The 13,189-nt window shown below is 41.4% G+C and carries 13 protein-coding genes; 2 read left to right on the top strand and 11 right to left on the bottom strand.

Features of this window, described 5'->3' with window-relative positions:
- Positions 1–217 precede the first annotated feature (217 nt).
- The 7 genes from LQ216_RS15630 to LQ216_RS15600 all read right to left on the bottom strand — a co-directional run bounded on the left by LQ216_RS15630 (position 218) and on the right by LQ216_RS15600 (position 7,376).
- Positions 218–2,380 (bottom strand): penicillin-binding protein, encoded by a 2,163-nt coding sequence (locus LQ216_RS15630; protein ID WP_230130398.1) that lies wholly within the window; start codon positions 2,378–2,380, stop codon positions 218–220.
- A complete protein-coding gene (gene ftsL / locus LQ216_RS15625) occupies positions 2,380–2,733 on the bottom strand; it encodes a cell division protein FtsL (protein ID WP_230130397.1) in 354 nt (117 codons plus the stop codon). The genes LQ216_RS15630 and ftsL overlap by 1 nt, the downstream gene beginning before the upstream one ends.
- A gap of 11 nt (positions 2,734–2,744) precedes the next feature.
- On the bottom strand, positions 2,745–3,689 hold the full coding sequence (gene rsmH / locus LQ216_RS15620; RefSeq protein ID WP_230130396.1) for a 16S rRNA (cytosine(1402)-N(4))-methyltransferase RsmH: 945 nt from the start codon (positions 3,687–3,689) through the stop codon (positions 2,745–2,747).
- A gap of 46 nt (positions 3,690–3,735) precedes the next feature.
- Positions 3,736–4,167: a division/cell wall cluster transcriptional repressor MraZ gene (gene mraZ / locus LQ216_RS15615; RefSeq protein WP_230130395.1), complete on the bottom strand. Its 432-nt coding sequence runs from the start codon at positions 4,165–4,167 to the stop codon at positions 3,736–3,738.
- A 203-nt stretch (positions 4,168–4,370) separates the two neighbouring features.
- A complete protein-coding gene (gene bshC / locus LQ216_RS15610) occupies positions 4,371–5,987 on the bottom strand; it encodes a bacillithiol biosynthesis cysteine-adding enzyme BshC (RefSeq protein WP_230130394.1) in 1,617 nt (538 codons plus the stop codon).
- 112 nt (positions 5,988–6,099) lie between these two features.
- On the bottom strand, positions 6,100–6,489 hold the full coding sequence (locus LQ216_RS15605; protein ID WP_230130393.1) for a DUF3397 domain-containing protein: 390 nt from the start codon (positions 6,487–6,489) through the stop codon (positions 6,100–6,102).
- Entirely contained in the window at positions 6,486–7,376 is an 891-nt protein-coding gene (locus LQ216_RS15600) for a 2-dehydropantoate 2-reductase (RefSeq protein ID WP_230130392.1), read from the bottom strand. The genes LQ216_RS15605 and LQ216_RS15600 overlap by 4 nt, the downstream gene beginning before the upstream one ends.
- A 416-nt stretch (positions 7,377–7,792) precedes the next feature.
- Here LQ216_RS15600 and LQ216_RS15595 point away from each other — a divergent pair, with 416 nt between their 5' ends.
- Positions 7,793–8,257 (top strand): N-acetyltransferase, encoded by a 465-nt coding sequence (locus tag LQ216_RS15595; RefSeq protein ID WP_230130391.1) that lies wholly within the window; start codon positions 7,793–7,795, stop codon positions 8,255–8,257.
- Between the two features lie 40 nt (positions 8,258–8,297).
- Here the strand turns inward: LQ216_RS15595 and LQ216_RS15590 are convergent, their stop codons facing one another.
- The 4 genes from LQ216_RS15590 to LQ216_RS15575 all read right to left on the bottom strand — a co-directional run bounded on the left by LQ216_RS15590 (position 8,298) and on the right by LQ216_RS15575 (position 10,872).
- Entirely contained in the window at positions 8,298–8,927 is a 630-nt protein-coding gene (locus LQ216_RS15590; RefSeq protein ID WP_230130390.1) for an RsfA family transcriptional regulator, read from the bottom strand.
- A 90-nt stretch (positions 8,928–9,017) separates the two neighbouring features.
- Complete coding sequence (locus tag LQ216_RS15585) at positions 9,018–9,782, bottom strand: enoyl-CoA hydratase/isomerase family protein (RefSeq protein ID WP_230130479.1); 765 nt, start codon at positions 9,780–9,782, stop codon at positions 9,018–9,020.
- A 323-nt stretch (positions 9,783–10,105) separates the two neighbouring features.
- Positions 10,106–10,279 (bottom strand): 50S ribosomal protein L32, encoded by a 174-nt coding sequence (rpmF, locus tag LQ216_RS15580; RefSeq protein WP_230130389.1) that lies wholly within the window; start codon positions 10,277–10,279, stop codon positions 10,106–10,108.
- A 71-nt stretch (positions 10,280–10,350) separates the two neighbouring features.
- Entirely contained in the window at positions 10,351–10,872 is a 522-nt protein-coding gene (locus LQ216_RS15575) for a DUF177 domain-containing protein (RefSeq protein ID WP_230130388.1), read from the bottom strand.
- 225 nt (positions 10,873–11,097) lie between these two features.
- On the opposite strand from LQ216_RS15575, the gene LQ216_RS15570 reads away from it, so the two are divergent.
- Positions 11,098–12,312: a nucleotidyltransferase gene (locus LQ216_RS15570; RefSeq protein WP_230130387.1), complete on the top strand. Its 1,215-nt coding sequence runs from the start codon at positions 11,098–11,100 to the stop codon at positions 12,310–12,312.
- Positions 12,313–13,189 lie beyond the last annotated feature (877 nt).

The raw sequence follows: 13,189 nt of genomic DNA, 5'->3' as shown, positions 1-13,189 counted from the left end.
TTGCCGAAATTTCCGTTTTGTTGCCGCTTTTTTCATTTTGTTGCCGGAACAGGGACTTTCGTTGCCGGAATATAATTTTTGTTGCCGGTCCTTATTTTCGGTACCAAAGGAAGAAAGACTAATTCTGTAAGTCCTCTACTTAACTATCAAAGTAATAAATTATACTTTTTTCAACTAAAACAAAGGAACCCACTTTTTGGCGGGTTCCTTTGCAAAGTTAATCATGTACTTCATTTTTTTTCGCTGACTTTTTTAATATATCTTCTGGTTTTTTCAGTTCGATGATACAATAATCTCCCTCGTTAACGATGCTTCCCGGCTTTAGATTTTGTTTGCTGACATATCCGCTGCCTGCCGTGTTTAAATCCAGCTTTGCAAGGCTCGCAACCTTCATCGCATCCCTTAATGACCATCCATGCATATCAGGAACCGTCATTTCACCATCCGTTTTGATGATGACCCTTTCACCTTCAAGGAGCACGCTTCCCGCTTTTGGCGCTTGATCCGCAACATTGTTTCCTTTCCCAATGGTTACGGCATCATAACCAGCTTCTTTTAATTGCTGAACAACTTCCTCTACAGGCTGGTCGCTATATTCGTCGATCTTTTTCAGTTCTTTTTTATCGAAATTAGAAGGCTTTATGTTCAGGTACTGCAGGCTGCTCTTCATAACAGGATTGAAGATTTCAGAGAGCGGATCAGCACCTACCTTGCCACCTTTTAGCTCCGGCTGTTTGACCGCAACATACATGACCAATTGCGGGTCATCCTTTGGAGCCATTCCAAGGAATGAGAACGTATAGTTCTCAGAGCCTGTGAGATAAAGGCCTCCAGGTCCGGACATTTGAGCCGTACCTGTTTTACCGGCAACTTCATAGCCGTCAATTTTATATTTTTTCCCCGTTCCATTCTTTGCTGTAATGACGGTACCTAAATATTCACGGACTTTTTTTGCTGTTTCTGCCGATATTGGCTTACCGGCCACATGGGGTTTTGTTTCTTTGATTACCCTATCGTTACCTGCTTCGCTGATTTCTTTTATGACATAAGGCTTCATCATGTTTCCGGCATTGGCTACTGCTGATGCGGCTTGAATTTGTTGAATGGGTGTAATCGCACTGGCTTGTCCGAATGCCGTAGAAATTTTATCACGTTTATACTTGTATTGTATTTTACTGGTCGCTTCATGGGGCAAATCAATTCCTGTAGGCTTATCAAAGCCAAAATCCGTTAAGTACTGCCTCAATTTCTCTGATCCAATTCCTTCCATAGCCAGAGTTGAGAAACCCACATTGGAAGATCGCTGCACTCCTTCCAAAAATGTTATCTGCTTTCCTTTAGGGATTCCGCTGTGGTCATTTATCGGTTTAGTGCCAGGCACTTTATATGAACCAGTCGTGAAAGTCGCAGTCGGATTAAACTTTCCTTCTTCCACAGCAGCTGCCAAAGTAAATGTTTTCATTGTAGAACCCGGCTCGAAACTTTCTTCCACAGCAAGGTTATGCCAAGTATCGGTTAACCCTTCCTTCGTCTGCGGATGGAAGGTTGGCCGTTGTGCCATGGCAACGATTTCGCCTGTTTTTGGATTAGATACAATCGCAATGATCTGTTCCGGCTTGTATTCATTTTGGACTTTCGTGATCGAGTCCTCTAGGAATGTCTGGATTTTTTTATCGATCGTCAAGGTTACATCTTTTCCGTTTTTGGGAGGAGTAATCTTTTCTTCACTTCCCGGAAGCAGAACACCCCAGAAATCGCTATCGTATTTCAAAGCGCCATCTTCTTCCTTGAGATCACTGTTCAAAAAGCGTTCAACACCCAGTTTGCCAACTACTTCGCCTTTATTATCGTTTTCCACATAGCCGATTAAGTGCGATGAAAATACGCCATTCGGATAAAATCGCTTTGTATCGCGGCCAAAGGTAATGCCTGGCAAATTCAGCTTTTCAATTTTTCCCTTTATTTCATGAGTTATATCTCTTCCAACTGTGCCGAATTCTACTTGGTCAGAGCCTTTTTTTGTCAGACGTTCATAAAAATACTGCTTATCCTTATCTAAATATTTGGCTAGTTGTCTAGCCGTCATCTCAGGATCCACAACATGATTAGGCATCTTTTTATCCAGCACTGCCTGAAGCGAATAGGAAGATGTATCTTCGGCAATCACTTCGCCTTTTGCGTCATAGATCGTGCCGCGTTCTGCTTCGATGACTCTTTGCTTTTCATACTTTTCCTCCACTTTGGCAGCTAACGCTTCACCGCCAGCCCTACCCGTAGTTTGAATATAGAGAAAGCGGCCGATTAATACAAAAAAGAGCAGAGCGAATAATACAAATAGCAGCGCTGCTCCTGTTTTCATATTTTTTTGCTTGATTTGCATTATTCCTGCACAACCTTCACATTATTTTCGTTTAACATGAGGCCAAGCTCAGCAGCTTTCTTCCAGATGCGTTCATAAGTACTTAGCTCATCTACCTGGACCGCCAAATCATTCGTTACTTTTATTTGTTCATCAATGGATGCTTCTGTCTGCTGGATTTCTTTATTCGTTTGATAAATGGCGCTTTGGTTCGAAATGATTTTCACCCCGGCAAAGGCAATCGCCAGAGCCAACGCACATAAAAGCACCAATTCCCCAAAGGATATTTTTGTTTTATGGATTATGACTGTCTGGACTGTTTTTTGTTGTTCTGATTGTTGCTGTTCTTGGATTCTTTTCGCGATAGAACTCATCGGAATTCCCCCTAAATAATCTCTTTAATTTTTTCTGCAATTCTTAACTTAGCTGATCTTGATCGATTGTTTTTTTCCAGTTCTTCGTCGCTTGGCAAGAGCGGTTTTCTGTTTACCAACTTTAGTGTCGGCTGAAATTCATCGGGAATGATAGGAAGTCCCGGTGGAAGCTCTGGTAGATCACTGTATTTCTTAAAGACAGATTTGCAAATCCTGTCTTCTAGCGAATGAAAGGTGATAACCGAAATTCTTCCCCCTGGCTTTAAAATCGAGATCGATTGTTCCAGAGAATCTTCAAACACGCCTAGTTCATCATTCACGGCAATGCGAATCGCCTGGAAAATCCTCTTTGCGGGATGTCCTCCCTTTCTCCTAGCCGGTGCTGGTATTCCGTCTTTAATCAGCTCGACTAATTCATAGGTTGTCTCAATCGGTTTTTTTTCTCTTGCAGCCTCTATTTTTCTTGATATTTGTTTAGCGAATTTTTCTTCTCCATATTGAAAGAAAATCCTGGTAAGATCCTGGAATGACCAGGTATTTACAACGTCATAGGCGGAGATCCGCGCGCTTTGATTCATCCTCATATCGAGTGGCGCGTCATGATGATAGCTAAAGCCACGCTCCGGTGTATCTAGTTGCGGAGACGATACTCCCAAATCATATAAAATCCCATCGACCTTATGTATTCCCCGGCTTGTTAACTCTTCTTTAATATGTTTGAAATTGTTTTGAATAAGGGTGACACGTTCCCCATAGCCGCTTAACTTTTCTTCGGCATTTCTAATCGCGGTTATATCTTGATCAAACCCATATAACCTGCCAGTTTCCGAAAGTTTTGATAGTAAATATTCGCTGTGTCCTGCGCCCCCAAGTGTACAATCGACATAGACGCCATCGGGCTTAATGTCTAGTCCATCCACCGTTTCCCTAAGTAATACAGTTGTATGTTGAAACATATTAACATCCTTCCAATCGCTGATATCTTCCTTTAAAGACTGCAAATTAAATATCAAAACCAATCATATTCTCTGCAATCTCAGCAAAAGAATCTTCTGAGGTTGAAAAATAGTCTTCCCAAAGGGACTTGCTCCAAATCTCAATTCGACTGGAAACTCCGAGAATGACGCATTCTTTTTCAAGCTGACCATAGGAAGTAAGCGGAGCAGGGATATTAATCCGTCCTTGCTTGTCCAATTCACATTCCGTCGCACCTGAAAAGAAAAATCGTGTAAAAGCGCGGGCATCTTTTTTGGTTAAAGGCAGGGCTTTCAGCTTTTCTTCAAGCTGTCTCCATTCGTCCATTGGGTAACCAAATAAACACTGGTCCAGTCCGCGGGTAATCACAAACTCATCACCGAGGTTGTCCCTGAACTTGGCAGGTACGATTAAGCGACCCTTATTATCGATGTTATGATGGTATTCACCCATGAACATAGCCACTTACCCCACTTTCCATATAAATGTACCACAATCCCCCACTTTTCACCACCACTTTTTAAAATTATTTCCCAACGATTGGATTCATCGATTAAAAACCCTTTTATATAGGTCTTTGTCGCGTATTTTTTTTCGTTTTTTATTTTTCGCATAAAAAAAAGACAGGAAATAATTCCTGCCTCTTAACTAAATTGTAAAGATTATAAGTAGATAACCTTGTGTTTATTATCAAATTCATAGTCCATTTTCATGATATCTTCAATGAAAGTGGGGCCATATTTATTAAGATAGTAAAAAATATTCCAGATTCGTTCCTGTGGTGAACCAAGCGGAAATAGGGATGTTTCTATTCTATTATATTTTGCAAGTACTACCGAATGTTTATCCTTGGTGCTGTTTATGATTCGATCGTACATAAAATCCAGCTGCCCTATCAACAAATTCCGGTTTTTTTCAAGCAATGGCTGTAATCCTTTGTCAACTTCAACTGCTTTTCTAGTTAAAGCGATATGCTTTTCTTCCAATATTGTTCTCACTAACTTAAATTCATCCTCAAGCGACTTATCCTTCACAGAATCAATAAAGGATTGTTTTGCAGACTCTGTTCCAGTGGTTAAAACAGTCTCCAAATCGAGTCTAGTCTCCTCCAGATCCGTTGCGATGCCACGCTCTAAAATGGTAATATTCAATCTCGGTATGATAGGCGGCATTTTTAAGCCGAATTGTTCAAAGGCTTGCTTTAATTCTGCCCAATAGGCTATTTCGCCGGGGCCCGAAATAAAAGCGAGCACCGGAAAAAGCATTTCCTGCATAATCGGCCTGGTCACAACATTGTTGCTTAACTTTTCCGGTTGTTTCTCGGCCATTTCGATAAGCTCGGCTTCAGTGAAAGAAACGCCACCATTTTTTCCAACGTAATTTGACCCGGACAACTCAAGCAAGGTACGTTCCTGTTTTTCCCGATCATAATAGAAGAGGTTGGCTGCGCTCTCCTCCATTTGGATTGTGCGTTTATAGCCTTTTTCCAGCATGAATGCCTGCTGGGATAAAACAGCGTCTTTCACTTTGCCACTCTTCTCAATCAGTTCTTTAAAATAGCCTGCCTCAATTCTGCGAAGTTCGGGATCTCCGGCATCCATCAGTAGAAGGCCATATTTGTTAAACCATTCAAGAATTAACGAAGCAAAAAAATCGACGAATGTCTCTCCCTTTTCAAGCATCTCTTTTGCTTGATGAAGCAGATCGTTGGTGAATTCGCTTTCTCCGTATGTTTCCACAACATCCTCAATCCAGGCCATTGCCGACCCGGCATCTAATTTCATATCGGATATCATTGTTTTAAAAGGATGATAGAATGGATATGATTTTTTGCCCTGCATCGTATACACATGATTTACCTCGGCTAAATCATGGTCCTCACCCGCAATCCAAAATATAGGAATGACTCTTTTGCCAAGAGCTTTTTCCTGTTGCTCGGCAAGCTTAATGATAGAAATGACTTTATGGACAGTATACAACGGTCCCGACAGTAAGCCCGCTTGTTGTCCACCAATGACGACTACCGAATCTCGTTTTCGGAGATCCTCCATATTTTTCAGCACTTCCGGTCCCGGATTAAATCTGGACATATAATTCTGTATGTAATCTGCCAATTCATCACGCAGAAAGGAACGGGTCATGAGCTCGTTATATCTTGCCTGAAAAAGGTCAGAACTTGACAGGTTATAATGAAAGTAATCTTCCACTTGCAGATTACCTTGTGTATAATCTGAAGCGAACTGATTTAATAACGGCAACATGAGATTTTTAATCTCCATTTATGTACTCCCTTTCTCAAGCTTTCAATTTCTTAAGTAGTATATCATTGTGTGTTTAGAAAACAAAAAAAGTTGCCCGGAACAACCTGCACCTCGGGCATTTTTTTTCATCCTATATGAAAACGCTTGTAATCCGGAATACGAGACCGCAGAGAACGAGAAAAAAGTAGGCACAGAAGAAAAAGGCAAAGTTCATTCTCCAAAACCCTTTGGCTACTTTATGTATCACGATTTCTCCCTTTACTTTATAATGCACAATTACCACTAGAAGGGCCAGCGCAATCATAATCAGCAAGAGCAGCCAAAACACAGACTCCCCCCATATTGCCAGAATCAGATAATGGACAGATAAAATAAATAAAAGCGTGCTGAAATCCATGGAAAGATGAACAGCCCGACGATGATTCTTCGTAATCTGTTTAGCAATTACGAAAAAAATAAGATACGCGAAGAAGGGGATTGTGATCATTGTAGCGGCAATTGCTGAAAATAAAGTCGTCACAAACGATCCTCCCCCCGATATTCCTTGCCTTTAACCATCCGATAAACTGCATCTGTAAGTTGATGGCTCTTGTTCTTTTCTTTGGCGATTGAAATTAAATAGCCTGAAATCGCGTCAATTTCTGTTTTTCTTCCATTTTCTAAGTCTTTTAATAGAGAGGACCGATTGTTTGCTGTCTTTTGGCAAACCTGCTTCACATGCTCTTCATATGCAGCGGCATCTTCCAATTCAAGAATCTCACTAATCTCCTTGAAATAATCTCTGAACAGGCCGTAATAATAAGGATTTTCCACTAATTCACCATTTCTAATGCCAAGGATGCCTGTTAATGGATTAATGACGCTATTTACGACCAGCTTTTCCTGTAACATTTGGCGATAATTTTCATTCACAGTAATTGGAAAGCTTGCTATTTTCTTATGTAAAAGCTGCAGGTGGTCTATTTCCCCGCGGTACGGAGCTATCTTCGTGATTCCTTCACCGGTATGCTCAACAGCATTCCCATTATGCTTCAGAGCGCCATGCTCAATTACGCCCAGATAAATATCGTCCTGTGGCAGCTCTTTAAGCATCTTCACGTGGGAATATCCATTTTGGATAAACAATATTGGCGAAGGGTTTTTTTTGATTATTTCAATGAGTCCCTCGAGATGGTATTGCTTAACTGCGATAATTAATAGCTCTTCCTGACCGCTGACATTCCCTGAGGTCATCGCGCGCACTTTTTTATAAAACCGCTCGTTTCCCTTTAAGAGAGTTACGCCTTCCTCGTTTATTAGCTCCGCTTGTTCTTTCGTCCTTGTATATAGCACAACTTCATGAAAATCACTTAAATATGACGCAATAAGCAGACCGACTGCTCCCCCGCCAATGATGCCTACTTTCATAATACCCGCTCCAGTATGATTATCTTCATATTGTAACAAACAACCACTTTCCATGAAAGAATTTATGTCACTTGTTAGATTATCTCATAACTATATACTCCATCCAGCTTACTTTCCTTTCTGCATAAAGCAGAACACAGGCTAAGTGCGCCACGTCCTTATGTCTTCGCCAGTGTGACCCACATCCTCGAAAAGCTATCGCTTTCCTTCGTGCGATGTATCGCTGCCGCAGCTTTCCTTGTCCTGTGGGCCTAACTACGTCTAATCTCCGCCTTACGGTTCGTCAATCGACGAGTTTTCTTTAGCGGAATAATTTGATGATTTATTATATAATGAAATTAAAGTGGTTTCTATATAGAATCAACGCTAATATACTGTTTATAATAAGATATTCTGCAGACGTGAGGGGGAGCTTTATGGAATACAAGGTGGAACGCTTACTTGTGAATTATAAAACACTGGAAGAATTCAAAAAGTTTAAAGAATACGGTCTTCAGGAATTATCAATGGTGGATGATTTGGAAGCAAACATCATTGAAAATGATAGCCAGTCGCCTTTTTATGGCATTTATTTCGGCGATAAATTGGTTGCCCGGATGAGCTTATATGAAAGAAGCGCAAAGTTTGACCACTATTTTGAACCGAAGCAGGATTTCCTTGAGTTATGGAAACTGGAAGTGCTCCCGAACTATCAGAAAAAGGGGTATGGAGAAGCCCTTGTTAAGTTCGCGAAAGGGTTCGGCCTTCCCATTAAAACAAATCCAAGGGTACGGTCCCACGATTTCTGGAGTAAAATGGACTTTCAGCCTGTTGAATATGATATGGAAAGAGATCTTGGAGAAAATCCACTTCTATGGCAACCAGGCGAACAATCAAAATAACTTACAAAGGTGTGCCCCTAATTCAAACAGGGCACACCCTTTATTTATTTACCTTTTCCAGATTACCGTTTTTGTCCATTTGGAATTTCACCTTGGTGCTTTTCTGGTCCTCTTCCAAAATAATCAGTTTTCTCGCCCTTTCCAAAATCTGCAGCAACGAGTGATAATCTTCTTCGACAGCCCTAAGTTGTTCCTTTAATTTGCTGTTTTCCTCCTGCAGGGCTTCATATCCTTTTTTTACTTCATTATACCCGTTTGTCAGCTGATCTCTCTCTTTGTTGAAAAGCTTCGAAAACTCATCGAGCTTCGTTAAATATTGAATGACTTCCTCAATCGTGACCCCTGTCGAAGATGTGGGAGCTTGCGTTTCAATCTGTTCAGCAGCAGGTAAGGGCACCCGGGAAGATTCAAGAATGCTGTCTATTTCTTCCCCATTTGCTTTCTTATTCTCTTTTCGTTGTTTTTTGGCGAGCTCAATACCAGATTGATATTGCTTCCTCACGTATGAATTCCACCTGAAACCGCATGCTGCCGATGTCCGGGACAATCTTCTGCCTACTTCTTCAAAAGCCTTGAGCTGAGTGCTTCCTTCTCTGATATGCCTCAATACTAATTCTGCTAGCAATAAATCTTCATCTTGCGTCCATGCATCCTGTCTCGCTAACGACATCTTTATACCCCCAAGCAAGTTTTATTCATTCATATGCACTTGCTAGAGTAGATAGAAGGGAGATAGAGGTGTTTCTTGAAAAATCCCGGATTATTTTTTCTTGTTTAAGAAGCTTTCAACAGCAACAAGATGGGCTTCCGTTTCCCACAGCCTTGCGCAAGCTGCGATTTCCTGGCTTATTCTCTCTTTTAGCCTAAGCTGCTCCCATTTTTTCACGATCAGCTGCTTGTATGCTACCATAACCCCTGTTTCAAGGCCGATGAGCTCATTGATAGGACTGTTCCAGACCGATGCAGAATCCCCCACGATATAATCAATGAAACCGATTTGCTTTCCTTCTGTTACAGGTAAGACATTCGCTTCCAATAAAAGCCTAAGCGCAACCTGATACGGAAACTTTTCATATAATAGTGAGGCCCCGCCCCAGCCTGTCGTTATTCCTTGCCGGCCTTGGATAAAACCGAATTTTGCTTTCTCTCTGGCTATTCGGAAGTCACACGCCGTTGCGAGTTCGCAGCCTCCTCCAACAGCGCTTCCATTCAGGAAAGCAACCGTTGGTTTAGGAAACGTCGCTAGCTTGTATACGATTTCTCCCATTTTTGATAGCATTTTGGATGACTCTTCTTCTGTCTTAAGAACATGAAATTCACTAAGATCCCCACCGGAACAAAAAGCAGCATCTCCGGCTCCGGTCAATATGACCAGCTTAACAGCATCATCAGCTTCTGCCTGCATGAATGCAGTATGTAGACCGTTCATCACTTCATCATTTATTGCATTTCTTTTGTCTGGACGGTTTATCGTCACCAATAAACAACCATTCTCAATTTTTTCAGTTAGTACAGCATCATTCATTCTATTCACCAACACTCTCTTATCCTGATAGGAACTTTAATACATTCTCGAATGTAAGGTCGATATCCTGCTTTTAATATATAGAAAATTCGTCGATTGACGAGCCGTAAGGCGGAGATTAGACGTAGTTAGGCCCACAGGACAAGGAAAGCTGCGGTAGCGATACATCGCACGAAGGAAAGCGATAGCTTTTCGAGGATGTGGGTCACACAGGCGAAGACATAAGGACGTGGCGCACTTAGCCTGTGTTCTGCTTTACGCAGATCGGAAAGTTTATAGAAAAAAGCACAGAGACAAGGTCTCTGTGCTTTACACGAAAGGAATTAGTTGTTCACAACGTCTTTTCCTTTGTAAGTTCCACATTCTTTACATACACGGTGTGAAAGTTTCATTTCACCGCAGTTCGGGCATGCTACCATACCTGGTACTTGAAGCTTAAAATGAGTACGGCGCTTTCTTTTAACAGTTTTAGACGTTCTTCTAGCGGGTACAGCCATTATTCCCACCTCCTTAAAAAATAGATGAAGAAGCAGTGAAGACCGAAAAGTTTAGTCTTCGGAGTTTACAATCAAGATTCCTTATTGTTGTCAAAAAAGTTCGCAAGACTTGCCAGCCTGGGATCGACTTTTTGTTTGCTTTCTTCTTCGGTCACAACAGCCCAGTCATTCCCTGATTGAGGAGCAGCATCTTCGCTGTGGGCATCCTCGCAAAATACCTGCATTGGAATTTCGAGCAATAAATTTTCTTTAATTACCGGTATAAGGTCTACAACATCGCCTTTCAATACAGTAACATCATCATCTTCCAGATCATAACTCGCCGCATTTAATAGAAAGGTTTCCGTTGTGTCAATATCAATCGGATATTTTACATCTACCAGCGTTCGGGAACAAGGCAAAATGAATTGTCCGGATAAATGCAGATGGAAGGTAACCTTTGAAGAACTGATGTCAGCTCTGCCGGTCACTTTTATCGGAGAGACGTCACGAATTTGTTTGTCCCGCTCCTTTAGATCTGAAACATCTACCGTTTCATCAAGCTGTAGTTCTTTTTCCCGTATTTTTTGAAGTTGACTAATTGTCCATTCCAAATGAATCACCTCAAGGCAACAAAGGTAATTATAGCTTTCAATCTACCGTTTGTCAATATTTTTTCTTTACACTATAATTAGACATTATACCCGCTTTGCGGCCGGTTCATGCCTCATTAAAAGTTATCAAAATCCTGATGTTCGCATCTATAAAACAAGAGGTTTTACGATAGCCTATTTTACCATTAGAACTTAAAAAAACAAAATGATAAGGGAGGTGAAGCAATGAAAGCGGTAGGATTAGTTGTTGAATACAATCCATTTCATAACGGACACGCATATCACTTAAAGAAAAGCAAAGAAGCTGCGGATGCTGACACAGTTATCGCCGTTATGAGCGGCCCTTTTCTCCAACGCGGCGAGCCTTCACTTATAAGTAAATGGGCGCGAACGGAAATGGCTCTCCAGGCAGGTGTCGATCTAGTCATTGAACTTCCCTATCCTTTCGCCTCGCAAAAGGCGGAAATTTTTGCTCGCGGTGCGATCTCCATTCTAGAGGCATTGCAATGCGATTCATTCTGCTTCGGCAGCGAAAATGGGCAGATCGAACCTTTCCTTAGTACCTATCAGCTGCTTGAAGAGTATCAGGAAAAGTATAATGAGTTAATTAAAGAGCATATAAAAGAGGGATACAGTTATCCCCGTGCGGCTTCCCTTGCTTTCGGAGGACTATCGGTCGATGATGCACTCGATTTGTCAAAGCCAAATAACATTCTTGGCATCGAATACATTCGTGCCGCTTTATCGAATGATTTCGCCATCAAGCCCGCGACAATTCCACGGATCCAGGCTGAATATCATGACCCGACACTTACTGAAAACTCTATCGCAAGTGCAACAGCTATCCGAAAAGCACTTTTTGAAAATGAAAAAAAAGCCGAAGATATCGACGGATATGTTCCCGCTGCTTCGAGTACTATTTTAAAGGAATACCTTGATCAGTATCAACTTTTCCATAGCTGGGATCTATATTGGCCGCTTCTGAAATACTGCATTCTTTCTGCTTCAGCAGACGAATTAGAACAAATATATGAAATCGAGGAAGGCATCCAGTATCGTATAAAGGATGCTGCCGGACAAGCGCAAAATTTTCATGAATTTATGACAGCGCTAAAGACGAAGCGCTACACCTGGACAAGACTCCAAAGAATGTGTGTGCATATTCTGACAAACACAACAAAAGCAGAGATGTTTCCCTTGCAGGAAAGCCCCTCCTATTTACGGCTATTAGGCATGTCACCCGTCGGAAGAAGCTATTTACGAAATATAAAAAAGAAAGTGCCGATACCGGTAGTCTCAAAGCTGTCATCGTTTGTTGCCAAAGAAATTGAGCCGGACATTCGTGCATCCCGGATTTACGCACTCGGACTGTCTGAACCATATCAAAGCAGACTGATGAAACGAGAATTTGAGGCCCCGATACTACTGGACAATCTTTGAATAGTCGATTAGAAGTATGATAAAAGAACAGAAATTTAGACATCGAGCACAAATTGATTAATCGTGCAGAATTCCGGTTCATCGGGCACAAATTCGATTAATCGAGCAGAAATTTAGATCATCGAGCACAAATTCGATTAATCGAGCAGAATTCCGGATCATCGAGCACAAATTCAGTTAATCGAGCAGAAATCCGGTTCATCGAGCACTAATTCGATTAATCGAGTAGAAGCCTGGATCATCGAGCACAAATTCAGTTAATCGAGCAGAAATCCGGTTCATCGAGCACAAATTCAATTAATCGAGCAGAATTCCGGATCATCGAGCACAAATTCAGTTAATCGAGCAGAAATCCGGTTCATCGAGCACAAATTCGATTAATCGAGTAGAAATCCGGTTCATCGAGCACAAATTCGATTAATCGAGTAGAAGCCTGGATCATCGAGCACAAATTCAGTTAATCGAGCAGAAATCCGGTTGATCGAGCACTAATTCGATTTATCGAGTAGAAATCCGGTTCATCGAGCACAAATTTGATTAATCGAGCAGAAATCTGGTCATCGAGCACAAATTCGATTTATCGAGTAGAAATCCGGTTCATCGAGCACAAATTCGATTAATCGAGTAGAAGCCTGGATCATCGAGCACAAATTCGATTAATCGAGCAGTAGCCTAGATTATCGAGCAGAATTCGGATAATCCATTACAAAATTGAAGATAAAACTATAAAAAGCCGCTCCCGGTGAAGATTGAACTATGACCCGAATAATGGACACTTAAAAAAGTCTCTTATTCGGGTTTTTTGTATGCATATGACAGAAACCCGATTATAATCATTTCAGAGATCATATCGGGGGAAACAAAATGAGTAAACTTA

The organism is Bacillus sp. CECT 9360 (genome assembly GCF_918741275.1).
Lineage (GTDB): Bacteria > Bacillota > Bacilli > Bacillales > DSM-1321 > Peribacillus.
The sequence above is the reverse complement of the archived record's forward strand: the minus strand, read 5'-3'. Positions and strand labels throughout refer to the sequence as shown.